General features: G+C 74.2%; 2 protein-coding genes. Both read right to left on the bottom strand.

Translation table 11 applies throughout. The features are described 5' to 3' along the window. Nucleotides 1–2: 2 nt before the first annotated feature. A complete protein-coding gene (locus UO65_RS12440) occupies nt 3–6,149 on the bottom strand; it encodes a non-ribosomal peptide synthetase (protein WP_052021094.1) in 6,147 nt (2,048 codons plus the stop codon). Next, on the bottom strand, nt 6,142–18,372 hold the full coding sequence (locus tag UO65_RS12435; RefSeq protein WP_035281929.1) for a non-ribosomal peptide synthetase: 12,231 nt from the start codon (nt 18,370–18,372) through the stop codon (nt 6,142–6,144). Before UO65_RS12435 ends, UO65_RS12440 begins: the two co-directional genes overlap by 8 nt. Nucleotides 18,373–18,455: the final 83 nt, after the last annotated feature.

The following is an 18,455-nucleotide window of genomic DNA, read 5'->3' as shown; positions in this document are numbered from 1 at the left end:
GGTCAGCTCCTCAGGGCCGGGGTGTCGTGCGTGGACGCGGCCGCGATGCGCTCGGCGAGCGCGGCCGGGGTCGGTGAGGTGAACAGGTCGGCGACGGCGACCCGGTGCCCGGTGGCGGCCTCGATCCGGTCGCGCAACCGGACCAGCAGCAGCGAGTGCCCGCCACCGGCGAAGAAGTCGGCGTCGGCGCCGACGCGGGGTTTGCCCAGCGCTTCGGCGAACACCGCGCAGAGGACTTCCTCCAGCGGGGTGGCCGGTTCGCGGGTGCCGGTCGGCGGGGCCGGGTCGGGGGCGGGCAGGGCTCGCCGGTCGAGCTTGCCGTGCGCGGTCAGCGGCAGGGCCGCCAGTTCCACGAAAGCCGAGGGCACCATGTAGTCCGGCAGGGCGGCGGACAGGTGCGCGCGCAACGCGGGCAGGTCGAGGGTCGTGCGCGGAACCACGTACCCGACGATCCGCTTGTCCCCCGGGGTGTCCTCGCGGACGTCGACCACGGCCTGGGCCACCGAGTCGTGCCGCGACAGGGCCGCCGCGATCTCGCCCGGTTCGATGCGGAAGCCGCGCACCTTGACCTGGTCGTCGGCCCGGCCGACGTAGTCCAACGACCCGTCCGGCAGGTACCGCACCAGGTCGCCGGTGCGGTACATCCGCGCCCCGGCGGGGCCGTACGGGTCGGCGGTGAACCGCTCGGCGGTCAGCCCGGCCCGGTCGAGGTAGCCGCGGGCGAGCCCGGCGCCCGCGACGTACAGCTCACCGAGCACGCCGGGCGGCACCGGCCGCAGCGCGCGGTCGAGCACGTAGGCCCGGGTGTTCGCGGTCGGGCGGCCGACGACCGGCCGCGGGTTCGCGCCGATCCGCGCCGCCAGCGCGTCCACAGTGGACTCGGTCGGGCCGTACAGGTTGTACCCCTCGGTGCCCTCCAGCTCGCGGATGTCGCGCCACAGCGTGGACGGCACCGCCTCACCGCCGACGCCGAGCACCAGCAGCGGGCAGCGGCCGTCGCGGAACAGGCCCGCGGCGGCGAGCTGCACCGCGTGCGAAGGGGTGACCTCGATGAAGTCGATCCGGTCCCGCTCGATCAACCCGACCAGCAGGTCCGGGTCGCGCTGGACGTCCTCGGTGACCACGTGCAGCGCGTGCCCGTCGAACATCCAGAGCTGCGGCTGCCAGGACGCGTCGAAGGCGAACGACCAACTGTGCGCGACCCGCAGCCGCCGCCCGCCCGCGCGGTCCACGGTGGGCCGGTAGAGCGTCTCGCGGTGCGAGGCGAACAGGTTGACCACGCTGCGGTGCTCGACCACGACGCCCTTGGGCACCCCGGTCGACCCGGAGGTGTAGATCACGTACGCCGGGTGCTCGGGCCGCAGACCGGTCTCCGGGGCGGTCGCCGGGTGCGCGCCCAGATCCGCCACCATGTCCTCAGGCCGCAGCACCAGCACCGGATCGGCGTCGGAGAGCAGGAACTCCAGTCGGTCGGCCGGGTACGCCGGGTCGATCGGCAGGTACGCGGCGCCGGACTTGAGCACCGCCAGGATCGCCACGACGGTCTCGGCCGTGCGCGGCAGCAACAGGGCAACGACCTTCTCCGGCCCGGCCCCGCGCGCGATCAGCTCGTGCGCCAACCGGTTCGCGGCGGCGTCCAGCTCGGCGAAGGTGTAGTGGGTGTCCTCGCAGACCAGCGCGGTCGCGTCCGGGGTGGCCGCGGCCTGGTGGGCGAACAGCTCCGGCAGCGTGCCCGGCCCGTCGTAGGGCAGGGCGGTGTCGTTCCAGTCGTGCAGGACGCGGTCGCGCTCGGCCGGGGTCAACATGTCGACCTGGCCGATGGGCCGCTTCGGGTCGGTGGCCACGGCGTCGAGGAAGCGGACGAACCGCTCGGCCACGTTGGCGGCGGTGGCCGCGTCGAACAGGTCGACCCGGTACTCCAGCACCCCGCTGAGCCCGTCGGCGCCCTCGACCTCCAGCAGGTCGAACGACAGGTCGAACTTCGCCCCGCCCGGCCCGGTGGACGCCGGTTCCACCGCCAGGTCGCCGAAGGTCAGCGCGTCGGCGGGCATCGTCTGGAAGGCCAGCATCACCTGGAACAGCGCGTGCCTGGCCAGCGACCGGGCCGGGTTGAGCACCTCGACCAGCCGCTCGAACGGGATGTCCTGGTGGGCGTAGGCGGCCAGGTCGAACTCCCGGACCCGGCCCAGCAGCTCGGTGAACGCCGGGTCGCCGGAGGTGTCGGTGCGCAGGACCAGGGTGTTGACGAAGAAGCCCACCAGGTCGTCGAGCGCGTCGTCGGTGCGGCCCGCGATCGGGGCGCCGATGGGGATGTCGGTGCCCGCGCCGAGCCGGGTCAGCAGGGCGGCGAGGCCCGCCTGCAACACCATGAACAGGCTGGTGTCGGTGGCCTTCGCCAGCTCGCGCAGCGCCCGGTGGGTCGCGGCGGGCAACTCGAACTCCACGTCACCGGCGACCCGGCCCGCCACCGCCGGGCGGGGCCGGTCGGTGGGCAGCGACAGCTCCTCGGGCAGCCCGGCAAGCGCTTGCGACCAGAACTCGACCTGCTGCGGCAGCACGTCGCCGTCGTCGGCGAGCAGTTCGCGCTGCCAGACCGCGTAGTCGGCGTACTGCACCGGCAGCTCACGCCAAGCAGGTGCTCGGCCGTGGGCGCGGGCGGCATAGGCGGTGTTGAGGTCGTCGAGCAGCGGGAGCGCGGAGGCGCCGTCGGCGGCGATGTGGTGCACCAGCAGGAGCAGCACGTGCTCGGTGTCGGACACGGCGAACGCCGTGGCCCGGAACGGGGTCTCCTCGTCGAGCCGGAACGCGTGCGCGGCGGCGTCGGCCAGCTTCGACGGCAGCGAGCCGTCGGCGGCGGGCACCACGTCCAGGGTCGGGGTGGCGGCGAGGACGTGCTGGTGCGGGATGCCGTCGACCTCGGGGTACACCGTGCGCAGGCTCTCGTGCCGTCCGACCACATCGGACAGTGCGGCGGCGAGCGCTCGCCGGTCCAGCGGGCCGGTCAGCTTGATGGCGAACGGGATGTTGTAGGTGGGCGTCGGACCGTCGAGCCGGTACAGGAACCACATCCGCTGCTGGGCGAACGACAGCGGCAGTGTGGCCCCACGGGCGACCTTGACCAGCGGCACCTGCCTGCGCGCCCCGTCGAGCCGGGCGGCGAGCGCGGCCACCGTGGGTGCTTCGAACACCGCACGCAGCGGCAGGTCCGCGCCCAGCACCGCCCGGATGCGCCCGGTCAGCCGGGGCACCAGCAGCGAGTGCCCGCCGAGGCCGAAGAAGTCGTCGTCGATCCCCACCGGTACGCCCAGCACCTCGGCGAACGCCGCGCACAGCAGTTCCTCGCGCGGGTCGCGCGGGCGCCGCCCGGCGGGCTGCGCGGCGGCGTCCGGGGCGGGCAGCGCCTTGCGGTCGAGCTTGCCGCTGGGCAGCACCGGCAACCGGTCCAGCACCACGAACGCCGACGGCACGAACGCCGACGGCAACTCCGCGGCGAGGGCTTTGCGCAGCTCAGCCGGGTCGGCGGTGCTCCCGGCGGTGGGCACGAGGTAGGCGACGAGCGAGCGCTGACCCGGCCCGTCCTGCCGGACCACGACCACCGCGGCCGACACCTCCGGCCGCCGCAGCAGCGCCGCCGCGATCTCCCCCGGCTCCACCCGGAACCCGCGGATCTTCACCTGGTCGTCGGCCCGGCCGACGAACTCCAGCGCCCCCTCGGCGTTCCACCGCACCAGGTCGCCCGTGCGGTACATCCGGGTGCCGGGCTCGCCGAACGGGTCGGCGACGAACCGCTCGGCGGTCAGGTCGAACCGGTTGAGGTACCCGCGGGCCAGGCCGTCACCCGCCAAGTACAGCTCCCCCACCACGCCCACCGGCACGGGCGAGAGCCCGGAGTCGAGCACGTGGGCGCGCGTCCCGGGGTCGGGCGGGCCGATCGGGACCGGCGCGGACATGCCGGGGCGGCACCGGCCCAGCGTGGAGTTGACGCTGACCTCGGTCGGCCCGTAGGCGTTGAACATCAACCGGTTCGGCGAGTACCGGTCCACCAGCTTCGGCGTCACCTCCTCGGTGCCCGCGAGCAGGGTGATGCCCTCGGGCAGCGCGGCCTCCTCCGGGAGCGCGGCCAGCAGCGCGGGCGGCAGGATCGCGTGCGTGACCCGCTGCTCGCGCAGGTAGTCGGTGAGCGCGGGCCCGGCGACGCGGCGCTCGGCGGGGACGACCACCAGGGTGCCGCCGGTGCACATGACCTGCACCAGGTCCCACCAGGCCACGTCGAACCCGGGCGAGGCGAACTGGGCGACCCGGCTGTCCGGGGTGACCAGCAGCTTCTCGGTGTGCGTGGCGATGAGCTTGCCGATGCCCGCGTGCGGGACCACCACGCCCTTGGGCCTGCCGGTGGAACCGGAGGTGTAGATGACGTAGGCGGGGTGTTCAGGCAGCAGGTCGGGGGCGGTGAAGCCGGGAGCGGCGGCGGTGGGGTCGACGACCGGAACGCCGGGGAGGCGGCCCGCGAGGTCGGGGGTGGCGATGGCGGCGGTGGGCCGCGCGTCGTCGACCATCAGGGCGAGGCGGTCGTCCGGGTAGTCAGGGTCCAGCGCCAGGTAGGCGCCGCCCGCCTTGAGCACGGCCAGCAGCGAGACGACCAGGTCCACCCCGCGCGGCACGGCGACGGCCACGACCTGCTCCGGTCCGACGCCGTGCCCCTGGAGCACAGCGGCGAGAGCATCGGTGCGCTCGTCCAGCTCCGCATACGTCAGGCTCTCGCCTTCGCAGACGAGCGCTTCGGCGTTCGGCTTCGCCCGGACGTTCTTGGCGAACTCGGCGGGCAGGGTCGTGCGCGGGTGGGTGCCGGTGGCGTTCCACTCCCCGGGCACCCCGGCGGTGAGGCCGAGGGTGCCCACCGGCCGGTCGGGGTTCGCCACGACCTGCGCGAACAGGTGCGCCACGGCGTCGGCGAGGCGTTCGACGTGCGCGCGGTCGAACACGTCCGGGCGGAAGTCCAGGTGCAGCGCCAGTTCCCGGCCGGGCAGGGCGGTCAGGCCGAGCGGGTAGTGCGCGGCGTCGCTGTCGGAGACCGGCGACAGGGTCAGCCCGGCGACGGGTTCCCGCGCCTTCTCCTGGTCGAACGGGTAGTTCTCGAACACGGCCATGGTGTCGAACAGGTCGCCGCCGCCGACGAGCCGCTGGATGTCCGACAGGCCCAGGTGCTGGTGGGCCAGCAGCGCCGCCTGCTCGTCGCGCACGCGGGTGAGCGCTTCCGCGACCGTCTCCTGTGGACGCAGGGTGATCCGGACCGGCACGGTGTTGATGAACAGCCCCACCATGTCCTCGACGCCGGGCAGCTCCGCCGGGCGCCCGGAGACGGTGGTGCCGAAGGCGACGTCGTGCCTGCCCAGGACGCGGGCCAGCAGCGTGCCCCACACCAGTTGCACGACCGTCGCCACGGTGACCCCGCGCGCCCGGGCCAGCGCGTCCAGGCCGCTGCTCAGCGCCGGGTCGAGGGTGCGCTCCACCCGCTCCGGGGCCAGCGGCGCCCGGGTGCCCTCGCTCGGGGCGACCATGCTCGGCTCGGCGAACCCGGCCAGCGCCCGCGTCCACGCCGACTCGGCGGCCGGGCGGTCCTGCCTGGCCAGCCAGGACAGGTAGTCCTTGTACGGCGGCGCGGGCTTGAGCGACGCCGGGTCGTCGTAGAGGGCGAACAGGTCGGCCACGAGCAGCGGCGTCGACCAGCCGTCGAGCAGCACGTGGTGGTTGGTGATCACCAGCCGGTGCCGGGTGTCGTGCTCGCGGACGAGCGCGAACCGGATCAGCGGTGGCTTGGCGGGCACGAACCGGCGTTCCCGCTCGGCCAGGGCCACGTCGTGCTCCGGCCGGTCCAGGTACTGCCAGGGCAGCTCGACGCGGCTGGGGATGAGCGCGACGGCGGTGCCGTTCTTGCGGCGGCGGAACCCCGCCCGCAGGTTCGGGTGCCGCACCAGCAGCGCCTCGGCGGCCCGGCGCAGCCGCTCGGGGTCGAGCGGGCCGTCGACGCCGAGCACGAGCTGCACCGTGTAGACGTCCGGGCCGGTGCTGTCCAGTTCGGACCGGAACAGCAGCCCCTCGGCCAGCGGCGAGAGCGGCAGGATGTCGTCGAGCCCCTTGGGCCTACTCACTGGTGCTCCATTCGGCTTCGAACTCGTCGATCTCGTCCTGGCTCAGGTCGACCAGGTCCAGGTCGGAGGGGGTGTGCCCGCCCGCCTCGGCGCGGGTGATGGCGATCAGCCCGGCGAACCACCCGTCGGCCAGCGCGGTCACCGCCGCCTCGTCCAGCACCCCGTCGGGCCAGGACCAGGTGACGGTCAGCTCGGGCCCGGTCGGCAGGTCCCAGGTGGCGGCGGTGATGTCCAGGGCGTGCGGGACCGGCATGTCCGCGTCGGCACCCAGCGGCACGGCGGTGGACTCGTCGGCCACCGACCACAGCGCGTCGCAGCCGCCGCTGAACCGGCCCAGGTAGTTGAAGCTCACCAGCGGCTTGACGTGCGCCAACTCCGCCCGGGTCGACGGGTTGAGGTGGCGCAGCAGGCCGAAGCCGATGCCGTCGCGCGGCAGGGCGCGCAACTGCTCCTTCACCGTCTTGACCGCCTTCTCCGCGTCGGAGGCGGGGGCGAGGTGCACCGGGTAGGCGGAGGTGAACCAGCCGACGGTTGTCGACAGGTCGGCCCGCAACCCGGCCGCCTCCGCGACCTCGGTCTCCCGTCCGTGGCCCTCCAGCTCCACCAGCAGCCCGTCCTTCGCCGCGAGCGCCAGCCCGGCCAGGAGCACGTCGTCGACCCCGCCGTGGAAGCGGGCCGGGACCGTGCTCAGCAGCGGCTCGGTGTGCTCGGCGGGCAGCGTGCGGGTGAGCGAGCGCAGGGTGGCGGTGGTGTCGGTGGCCGGGTCGAGGGCGCGGCGCAGCGCCAGGCCGGGTTCGTGCGACCCGACCTCCCGCCACACGGCCAACTCGGCCAGCGCGGCGGGCCGGGTCGCCTGCTCACCCAGCAGCCGCGCCCACCCGCGCAGCGACGTGCCGGGGACCGTGGTCGCGGCCCCGGTCTCCCACGCCGCCCGCAGGTCGTCGGTGATCACCCGCCACGACACCCCGTCGACCACCAGGTGGTGCACCACGAGCAGCAGCAACCCCGGTTCGGCGCCCGCGTCGAACCACACCGCCCGCACCATGCGCCCGGCGTCGGGGTCGAGCCCGGCCTGCGCCTGCTCGGCCTCGGCGGCCACCTCGGCGCCGTCCAGCGGGACCCGCCGCAAGCAGGTCACCGCCGCCACCGACCCGACCGGCCCGACCTCCAACGACCAGGTGTCCCCCCGGTGCAACCGGGCGCGCAGCGCGTCGTGCCGGTCGAGGACGGTTTGCAGCGCCTGCGCGTACCGCTGCGCACTGCCCGGCGGAACGCGCAGCACCATCGACTGGCTGAACCGCCCGATCGGCCCACCCACCTCCCGAAGCCACGCCACGATCGGCGTCTCCGGCACCAATCCGAGCGCGGCGCCCTCCGGTTCGCTGACCCCCTCCTCGGTCCCCACCGGCACCGCGACGGCGGCGAGCGCGGCCGGGGTGTGGTGGCGGAACACGTCCTTGGCGGTCACCAGCAACCCGGCCGCCCGGGCCCGGCTGACGAGCTGGATCGACACGATGCTGTCGCCACCCAGCTCGAAGAACCCCTCCTCGGGCCCCACCCGGTCCAGGCCGAGGACGTCGGCGAACACGGCGCAGAGGACGTCCTCGGTCGCGGTCCGCGGCCGGTCCTCGCGCTGCCCGCGCTCGGGCGCCGGGAGGGCCGCCTTGTCGACCTTCCCGTTGCCGGTCAACGGGATGCCGTCGACCGGCACGAAGTGCGCGGGCACCATGTAGTCCGGCAACCGCTCGGCGAGCCGGGACCGCAACCCCTCCACCGCCCCGACGACGTAGGCGACGAGCGCGTTGTCCCGCGCCACCACCACGGCCTCGGTCACCCCGGGCAGGTCCAGCAGCGCGGCCGCGACCTCCCCCGGCTCGATCCGGTACCCCCGGATCTTCACCTGCTCATCCGCCCGGCCGACGAACTCCAACACCCCGTCCGGGCGCCGCCGCACCAGGTCACCGGTCCGGTAGAGCCTGCTGCCCGCCGCCCCGAACGGGTTCGCCACGAACCGCTCGGCGGTCCTCCCCGGCTGCCGCACGTACCCCCGCGCCACCTGCGCCCCGCCGAGGTACAACTCCCCGACCACCCCGGCGGGCACCAGCCGCAAAGCAGCGTCGAGCACGTACGCCCCGGTGTTCGCCACCGGCACACCCACGTTCGGCGTGCCGTCGACAGCCGCCCGCAAGGCGTCCACAGTGCACTCGGTCGGCCCGTACAGGTTGTACCCGCGCGTCCCGCTGCGCGCCACGGCCTCCCACAGCACCGGGTCGACCGCCTCCCCACCCAGGACGAGAACCCCCGGCCACCCACCCATCCGCCCGGCGAACGACGGCGTCACGTCCAGCACGTCGACCTGCTCCAGCCGCGCGTAGTACTCGACCGCCCGCGGATCAGCCCGGGTCGCGTCGTCGAGCACGTGCACCTCGTGCCCGGCCACCAGCCACAGCAACGCGTCCCACGCCGCGTCGAAGGAGAACGAAGCGGTCAGCGCCACCCGCGCCTTCCGCCCGAGGCGCGCCTCCTCCGGCCCGAACAGGTTCACCCGGTGCTCGGCGAACAGGTTCCCCAGCGCCCGGTGCTCGACCACCACCCCCTTGGCCCGCCCGGTGGACCCGGACGTGTAGACGACGTACGCCGCGTCCCCACCCCGAACCCCGGCCCCCCAACCACCGCTCACCCCACCGGCGGCTTCCCCTCCGCCGCTGGCAGCTCCCCGGGCACCATCGGCGACTTCCCCAGGCCAGCGACCATTTTCGCCAGCCTCGACAACGCTTTCCCCAGCCCCGATCCGAGCCGAATCCATGATCAACTCGCCAAGGGGACCCCTGATTTCAACGCTACCCGAGGGCACCGACAGTTCGAGGTCGGCGAGGTCCGCCCCTGTGGACAACCTCAGCACCGGCCGGACCTCCGCGAGGATCTGCCCGACCCGCTCCGCCGGGTGCTCCGGGTCGACCGGGACGTACACCCCGCCCGCCGCCAGCACGCCGAACAGCGCCACCACCGCGTCCGCCGAGCGCGGCAGCGACACCGCCACCGGCGCCTCGGCCACCACACCCCGCGCCCGCAGCCCGGCCGCGACCCGCGACACCCGCGCCGCCAGTTCGCCGAAGGTCACCCGCCGCTCCCCGGAGACCAGCGCGACCGCGTCCGGCGTGGCCCCGGCCTGCGCGGCCAGCAGCGGGACGACCGACTCGAGCGCCTCCAGCGCGACAGCCCCACCCGACCGCAGCGACCGCCGCTCCTCGGCCGACAGCACCGACACGGCCGACACCGGGGCGTCCACATCGGACACGAACCCGGCGAGCACCCGCACCAGCCGCTCGGCCACGCCCGCGGCGGTCGCCGCGTCGAACAGGTCGGCGCTGTACTCGACGAACCCGGTCATCGCCGCGCCCGGCTCGTCGACCACGGTGAAGGTCAGGTCGAACGAGGAGACCCCGGTGTCGACGACCTGGTCGGACACCTCCAGCCCCGGCAGCTCCAGCCGCACCGGCGCGTTGTTCTGGTAGGCGAGCATCACCTGGAACAGCGGGTGCCTGGCCGCCGACCGCACCGGGTTCAGGAGCTCCACCAGCCGCTCGAACGGCAGGTCCTGGTGCTCGAAGGCGCCCAGCGCGACCTGCCGCACCCGCCCCAGCAGCTCCCGCACGGTCGGGTCGCCGGACATGTCCGTCCGCAGCACCAGCGTGTTCACGAACGACCCGACGACGTCGTCCAGCGCCGAGTCCAGCCGCCCGGCGACCGGGGTGCCCAGCGGGATGTCGGTGCCCGCGCCGAGCCGTTGCAGCACCACGGCCAGCGCCGCCTGGAACACCATGAACGGGCTGACCCCGACCGCCCCCGCGACCGCGCGCACCTGCCGCGCCAGCCCGTCCGGGATCGCGAACTCCACCAGCCCGCCGCGGTAGGACGACTCGGCGGGTCGCGGCCGGTCGGTCGGCAGGACCAGCTCGTCCGGGATGCCCGCCAGCGCCGCGCGCCAGTACTGCGCCTGCCGCTCGGCCTCGGCACCGTCAAGCAGCTCCCGCTGCCACGCGGAGAAGTCCGAGTACTGAACCGGCAACGGAGTCCACTCAGGACTTTCACCCGCGATCCTCGCCCGGTAGGCGGTGGCGAGGTCCCTGGTCAGCGGGGTGAACGACCACCCGTCACCGGCGATGTGGTGCAGCGTGAACAGCAGCACGTGCTCGTCCGGCGCGGCGCGGAACAGCGTCACCCGCAGCGGCGTCTGCACCGCGAGCGCGAACTCGTACTGGGCTGCCGAGGTGAGGTCCACGCCGTCGACGACCACGAGCCCGGTGTCCGCCCGGTCCCGCACGACCTGCCGGGCGACCCCGTCGACCACGGGGAACACCGTCCGCAGCGCCTCGTGCCGCGCCACCACGTCGTCCACCGCCGCCGTCAGCGCCGCCACGTCCAGCGCGCCGCGCAGCCGCAGCGCCGCCGCGATGTTGTAGGTCGGGCTCGGCCCCTCCAGTTGGTGCAGGAACCACAGCCGCTGCTGCGCGAACGACAGCGGCGCCACCTCCGGCCGCTCCCGGGCGACCAGCGGCGGACGCGCCGCACCACCGTCGCGCACCGCCAGCGCCACCCCGGCCGGGGTCGGCGAGTCGAACAGCGCCCGCACCGGCAGCTCCACCGACAGCACCGACCGGATGCGGCTCACCAGCCGACTGGCCAGCAGCGAATGTCCGCCGAGCTGGAAGAAGTCGTCGTCGACACCGACCGCCGGAACCCCGAGCACGTCGGCGAACAGCCCGCACACGATCTGCTCGCGCGGGTCGCGCGGCGCCCGGTAAGCCGTCCCCGCGGCGGGCGCGGGCAGCGCCACCCGGTCCAGCTTCCCGTTGGGCGTCAGCGGCAGCTCGGCCAGCGCCACGAACGCGGCGGGCACCAGGTGCGCGGGCAGCACGTCGGACAGGTGCGCCCGCAACTCCTCGGCCACCCCGCCCACGACGTAGGCGACCAACCGCTCGTCGCGCACCACCACGGCCGCCGCCGACACCGACGGGTGCCGCAGCAGCGCGGCCTCTACCTCACCCGGTTCCACCCGGAACCCGCGGATCTTCACCTGGTCGTCGGCCCGACCCACGTAGACGAGCACCCCGTGGTCGTCGAACCGCGCCAGATCACCCGTCCGGTACAACCGCGACCCGTTCGGGCCCGCGACGAACCGCTCCGCCGTCAACCCCGGCCGGTTGAGGTAACCGCGCGCGACACCGGGGCCGCCGACGTACAGCTCCCCCACCGCACCCGGCAGCACCGGCCGCAGGAAACCGTCCAGGATGGACAGCCGGGCGCCCGCGACGGCGGCGCCGCCGGTGCGGTCCCACCGGTAGGCGTCGACCGTGGTCTCAGTCGGGCCGTAGAGGTTGTGCGGGGTGCTGCCCGGCACGTCGAGCAGCCGCTCCCACAGGCTCGCGGGCACCGCTTCCCCGCCGACGACCAGCAGCTCCGGCCGGTGCCCGCCGTCGTCGAGCAGCCCGTGCTCCACGACGGCCGCGAGGTGCGCGGGGGTCAGGTCCAGGTAGTCGATCCGCCGGTCGGCGACGTAGGCGGCCAGCGCCTCCGCGTCGCGCAGGGTGGTGTCGTCGACGACGTCGAGGAGGTGACCGGCGACCAGCCACAACACCGGGTCCCAGGCGGAGTCGAAGGAGAAGGAGGCGGTGTGCGCGACCCGCAGCGTGCGCCCGCCCGCCTGGCGGAAGAGGGTGTCGCGGTGGCCGGTGAACAGGGTGGCGAGGTTGCCGTGGTCGACCACGACGCCCTTGGGCAGCCCGGTCGAGCCGGAGGTGTAGATGGTGTAGGCCGCGTTCGCGGTGGTCGCCGCCACCGGCTCGACCTCGGCCTCCGGGAGGTCGTCGAGCCGGATGACGCACGGGTGGTCCATGTCCTGTGTGGACAGGACAACCCGGGGCGCGGCGTCGTCGAGCATGTGCCGAATCCGGTCGGCCGGGTACGCCAGGTCGATCGGCACGGCCACCCCGCCCGCCTTCAACGCGGCCAGCAACCCGACCACCATCTCCCCGCGCGGCAGGGCGAGCCCGACGGCCACCTCCGGCCCGACCCCGTGCGCGGCGAGCACCCGCGCCACCCGATCGGTGTGGGCGTCCAGCTCCGCGAAGGTCCGGTCCCGCGCCGCCCCGGTCAGCGCGGGGGCGTCCGGCGTGCTCCTGACCTGCTCCCGGAAGAACTCCGGCAGGGTCCGGGTCGCCTGTGGATGGATCGACGCGGCTTTGTCGGTGGTCAGGTCTAATGTCCCCACACGGACATCGGAATCCAGTTCCAGCAGGGAAAGGAGGTGATCCAACATCCGCTGAGCCGCCGTCTTGGAAACGGCAGGCCCCCGGTGGTCAATGGCGAGCGTGAGCCGGTCGCCCACCGGGAGCACCGTCAACCCGAGCGGGTAGTGCGTGGCGTCGTGCCCGCGCACCCCGACGACCGCCACCCCGGGCCCGGGGTCCGGCAGGTCAGCCGGGCTGAGCGGGTAGTTCTCGAACACCACCAGGCTGTCGAACAGCCGGTCGCGCCCGGCGGCCCGCTGGATGTCGGCCAACCCCAGGTGCTGGTGGTCGAGCAGGGCGGCCTGCTCGCGCTGCACCCTGCCCAACAGCTCACCCACGGTTTCCCGCGGATCGAGGGTGACCCGGACCGGCACGGTGTTGACGAACAACCCCACCATCCGCTCGACGTCAACCAGTTCCCCGGGCCGCCCCGCCACGGCGGTCCCGAACACCACATCAGTGCGCCCCGTGCTCGCACTGAGCAACAACGCCCAAGCCCCCTGCACAACGGTGTTGACCGTGACACCCAACCGCCGCGCCCGCTCAGCGATCCCCGCGGCGGCGATGTCCCGACTCAACTGCCGAGGCGCCCCCGTGGCCACCGCAGGAGGCGGGGTGTCGACACCGGCCAGCGCGCGCCGCCACGCGTGCACGGCAGCATCGGTGTCCCGACCAGCAAGCCAGGCAAGGTAATCCCGATAAGGAGGCGCAGGCTTGAGCGGCGCGTGGTCACCCCCCGTGCCGTACAACTCGAACAACTCCCGCAGCACGACCGCGAGAGACCACCCGTCCATCAGGAGGTGATGACAGGTCAGCACGAGCTGCCCGCCACGCGCATACGAAAACCGAACAAGCGGCCCGTTGACGACGTCGAACGGCTTCTCCCGCTCGGCCCGCTCATCGACCACCTCGGCAACGGTGAACTCAGCCACGGCGTCCTTGGCGATCACGGCGAACGCCCGCCCATCGGGCGCGGTCCGAAACCGCGACCGCAACACAGGATGCCGCCGCACGACCGAGTTCGCGGCACGCCGGAGCACAGTCGGGTCAACGTCCCCACGCAACTCGACACTGAGCTGCACGGTGTAGGGGTCCGCTCCCACACCACCGCCGCCCGGTTCCGCGCCGCCGAGGTCCGGCCCCGCACCGCTGGGGCCCACCCCCTCGGCACCGCCGTGGCCGTCCCGCACGCGCTGGTCCGCAGCAGGCCGGTCGGCGCTCGCACCGGACGGGGAACCGTCCGCGCCCGGCGGAAGGCCGTTCGCACCCCGCGCGCGGTGGTCCGCGTCCAGCAGGCGGTCGCTGCCGCCCAGGGCGTGGTAGAGCAGGCCCTCTGCCAGTGGCGTGAGCGGGAGGATGTCGACCGCGTCGACGCCGGCGGTCAGGGCGGTGATGGCGGGCTGGTCCAGGCCGGTCAAAGCGACGTCGGCGGGGGTCAGGGTGGTTCGGGTGGTCTTCGCGTGGGCGGCGAGGCCCGCGAGTGCCCGGAACCAGGCGTGGGCCAGGTCGTTGACCGCGTGTTCGGACAGCACTCCGGCGGCCCACTCCCAGGTCACCGAGAGCCGGGGGCCGTCCGGGTGGTCGCGCACGTCCGCGGTGACCTCGATGGCGTGGGCCACCGCGAGTTCGGGGTCCACCCCGGCCCGCATGGCCCGGCCGTCGCCGGTCAGGCCCCAGTCGGTGCCGGAGGCGTCGAAGCGGCCCAGGTAGTTGAAGCCGATCATCGGGGCGGGACCGGGTTCGACGGCCCCGCCGAGGTAGCGGGCGATGCCGTACAGGGTGGACGCGTCCCGGATGGCCGCCAGTTGTTCCTTGGCCCGGCGCAGGGCCTCGCCCGCGGCGGAGCCGCCCGCCATGGCGTCGTCCGGGTCGACCGGGCCGGGGTCGAGGCGGACCGGGTACAGGCTGGTGAACCAGCCGACGGTGCGGGAGAGGTCGCCGCCGAGGTCTCGGCCGTGGCCTTCGAGGTCGACCGTCAGGGCGGTGCCGTGGCCGCCGTGGCGGCGGCGCCAGTCGGTGGTGGCGATGACCAGGGCGGCGAGGAGGACGTCGTGGGTGGTGGCGTGGAAGGCGGCGGGGACGTCTTCGAGGAGGGGGACCGTGGCGGTGGCGTCGAGGGTGCGGCGGAGGTGGGCCGCGGTGGCGGCGGTGTCTCTGGTGGGGTCCAGCGGGCGGGACATGGGAAGGTGCTCCTGGTCGGAGGCGGGCCACGGTCGCCGGGTCGCGGCGGGGACGTGGCTGGGGAGGCTGCGGGACCACGCCCGCAGGGAGGTGCGGACGGCGGGCAGCGCCGGCTCGGCACCCGCCGCGGCGGGTGCGTGGGCGTCGGCGAGGTCGGTCATCAGGACTCGCCACGAGACGCCGTCCACGACCAGGTGGTGCGCGGTCCAGACCAGGCGGCCCGGTTCGTCGGCGCCCGCGTCGAGCCAGGTCAGCCAGGTCATGGCGCCCGCGTCGGGGTCGAGGCGGTCGCGGTGGGCGGTGGTTTCGGCGTCCACCAGGGCGTCGACGGCGTGTGCGGGGAGGCCCGTGGTGTCGATGCGGCGCAGGATCGCCGCGGCGTCGAGGACGCCGGGGGCGGGGATGTCGAGCTGCCACGGGGTGTCGGCCCAGCGGAGCAGGCGGGCGCGGAGGGCGTCGTGGTGGTCGAGGACGGCTTGCAGGGCGGCGGTGAGCGGGGCGAGGTCGGTGCCCGGGGGGACCTGGAGCTGGATGGTCTGGCTGAACCGGGCGATGGCGTCGCCGCGGGCGCGGAGCCATTCCATGATGGGGGTGGCGGGGACCTCGCCGGTGCCGTCGACGGCGTGCACGTCTGCTTCGGCCTCGACGGCGACCGCGGCGAGGCCCGCCGGGGTCTGCTGGTCGAACACGTCGCGCGGGGTGAACTCCAGGCCCGCCGCGCGGGCGCGGCCGACCAGGGTGATGGCCTGGATGCTGTCGCCGCCGATGGTGAAGAAGCGGTCGTCGGGGGCGACGGTCGGCCGGTTCAGGACCTCCGCCACCAGGGCGCACAGCACCCGTTCGCGGTCGGTGCGCGGCTCCCGGGCGACCGCCGTCGTGCGGGGGGCGTACTCCTCGGCGATGGTCAAGCGCTTGCGGTCGAGCTTGCCGCTCGGGCTCAGCGGCAGCGACGGCACGGGCACGCACGCCGTGGGCACCATGTACTCCGGCAGCACCGCCGCCGCCTCGGCGCGGACCGATTCCCAGTCGGCGTCGCCGACCAGGAACGCCACCAGTTGACCGGATCGCACCGCGACCGCCGCGCCCCGGACCCCGGGCCGGCCTGCCAGCACCGCCTCGATCTCGCCCAGTTCGATCCGCAGTCCGCGCAGCTTCACCTGGTCGTCGGCCCGCCCGAGGTATTCCAGCACCCCGTCGCGGGAGAACCGGGCCACGTCGCCGGTCCGGTACATCCGCGATCCGGGCTTCCCGTGCGGGTCGGCCACGAACCGCGACGCCGTCAGGTCCGGCCGCCCCAGGTACGCCCGTGCGAGCTGCACGCCCGCGATGTACAGCTCCCCGGCCACCCCGGCGGGCACCGGCCGCAGGTCCCGGTCCAGCACGTACAGCGACGTGTTCCACACCGGTCGCCCGATCGGGACCGTTGCCGTGGTCAGCCCGGGCACACTCGGCTGCGAGCTGACGTCGACCGACGCTTCCGTGGGCCCGTACAGGTTGTGCAGCTCCACCGAGGGCAGCACGGACGCGAACGCCGAAGCCAGGTCGGCGGGCAGCGCCTCACCGCTGCACAGCACCCGCCGCAGCCCCGTGCACCGCGCCGCCGTCGGGTCGGCGAGGAACGCCCGCAACATCGAGGGTACGAAGTGGACAGTCGTCACACCCTCGACCCGGATCAGCTCGGACAGGTACGACGGGTCGCGGTGCCCCTCCGGCCGCGCCACCACCAGCGTCGCGCCGACGATGAGCGGCCAGCAGAACTCCCACACCGACACGTCGAAGCTCGACGGCGTCTTCTGCAGGACCGGCTCCCCCGGCACAAGCCGGTACTCGTCCTGCATCCACAGCAACCGGTTGACGATCCCCGCGTGCGGGACCACCACCCCCTTGGGGCGCCCGGTCGACCCGGAAGTGTAGATCACGTAGGCCGGGTGTTCCGGCCGAAGCTCCACAGTAGACGCAACACCGGTCGGAAGCGGCGCATCGAGCAGGATGTGCGGGGTGCCCGGTGGCAACCGGTCGAGCATCGCCCGCGTGGTCAGGACGGTGACCGGCCGCGCGTCGCCGAGCATGTACGCGATGCGGTCGGCCGGGTAGTCCGGGTCCACCGGCAGGTACGCCCCGCCCGCGCGCAGCACCCCCCAGATGCCCACCACCAGTTCGACCGAGCGCGGCAGCAGCAGCGCCACCACGCTCTCCGGCCCCACCCCGGGCAGCGCGGCGGCCACCCGGGCGGTCTCGGCGTCGAACTCGGCGTAGGTCAGCCGCCGCCCCTCGAACACCAGCGCCGGGGCCGACGGGGTCGCCGCGACCTGGGCGGCCAGCAGTTCCGGCAGGGTCGTCGCGGGCACCTCGGCGGTCGTGGCGTTCCAGTCGCGCAGGACGCGGTCGCGCTCGGGGCCGAGCAGGTCGACGTCGGCGACGCGCACGTCCGGGTCGGCCAGGACGGCGCGCAGCAGCCGGTCGGTGTGCCGCAGCAGCGCGTCGGCGGTCTCGCTGTCGAAGAGTTCGGTGCGGTAGGTCGCTTCGAGGTCGAGGGAGTCGTCGGTGAGGACGGCGGCGAAGGCCAGGTCGAACTGCGCGGTGCCGTTGTGCACCGGGATGTCGGCGGCGGTCACCCCGGGGATGTCGAGCCCGCGCAGGACCTCGGTGCGCAGGGAGAACAGCACGTCGAACAGCACCGAGGTCGACCCGCGCTCGGGGGCGAGGTCGGCGACGAGCCGGTCGAACGGCAGGGTCGCGTTCGCGTATGCCCCGGCGCACACCTCGCGGACGTGCGCGAGGAGTTCCCGGAAGCTGCCGTGACCATCCACTGTGGAGCGCAGCACGACGGTGTTGCCGAAGTTCCCGACCACCCCGGCGACCTCGTCGCGCGAGCGGTCGACCGTCGGCGTGCCGAGCGTGATGTCGGGGTTGCCGGTGTAGCGGTGCAGGACCGCCGACACGACCGCCGACAGCACCATGAACGGGGTGACACCCTCGGCCCGCGCGAACTCCTTGACCTGTCGGGCGACGGGCACGGCCCGGTGCCGCCGCCCGCCGTCCTCGCCCACTTTCTGCGGTCGCGGCCGGTCCAGCGGCAACGCCAGGGGCTCCGGCAGCGGCGTCAGCTTCGAGCGCCAGTACTCCATCTGCGCCGAGCGGTCCTGCCCCTGCTCCCAGGCGGCGTAGTCGGCGTAGTCCACCGCAGGCGCCACCAGGTCCCGGCCGCGGTAGGCGGCGGAGATGTCGCCCAGCAGGATCTCCCAGCAACTGTCGTCCCAGGCGATGTGGTGCGCGACGAGCACGAGGACGTGCTGATCAGGCGCCGCCTTGACCACCCGCACCCGCAGCGGCGACTCCTCGGCGAGGTCGAACGGCGTCCGCCCCAGCTCCGCGACGACCTCCCGGACAGCGCGCTCGTCCCCCTCGACCAGCACCGGAACCGGGCTCACCCCGGCCAGCACGACCTGCCCCCCGGCATCCGGGTACACGGTGCTCAGCACCTCGTGCCGACGACAGGCGGCGGCGATCGCGGCGAGCAACGCGTCGGTGTCGAGCGCCCCCGACAACCGGATGGCCGCGCACAGGACATAACCGGTCGACTCCGGGTCCAGCCGCTGGAGCAGCCACATCCGCCGCTGCGCGTCGGAGAGCGGTGCCGGTGACCCGGGCGCGCGGCGGGTGATCGGCGCGACCTCGGCGGCGGCGAGTCCGGACTTGGCGAGCCGCTGCCGCAGCAGGGCACGCTTGCGAGCGCGGGCGTCGTCGGTCACCGGGGTCGACCCTCCTCGTTCGGCAGGCGGAACACCATCGGTCCAGCGCCCGACTCCGGATGCTAATTTAGGACAGCCTTACC

The sequence above is a fragment of the Actinokineospora spheciospongiae genome (assembly GCF_000564855.1).
Lineage (GTDB): Bacteria > Actinomycetota > Actinomycetes > Mycobacteriales > Pseudonocardiaceae > Actinokineospora > Actinokineospora spheciospongiae.
The sequence above is the reverse complement of the archived record's forward strand: the minus strand, read 5'-3'. Positions and strand labels throughout refer to the sequence as shown.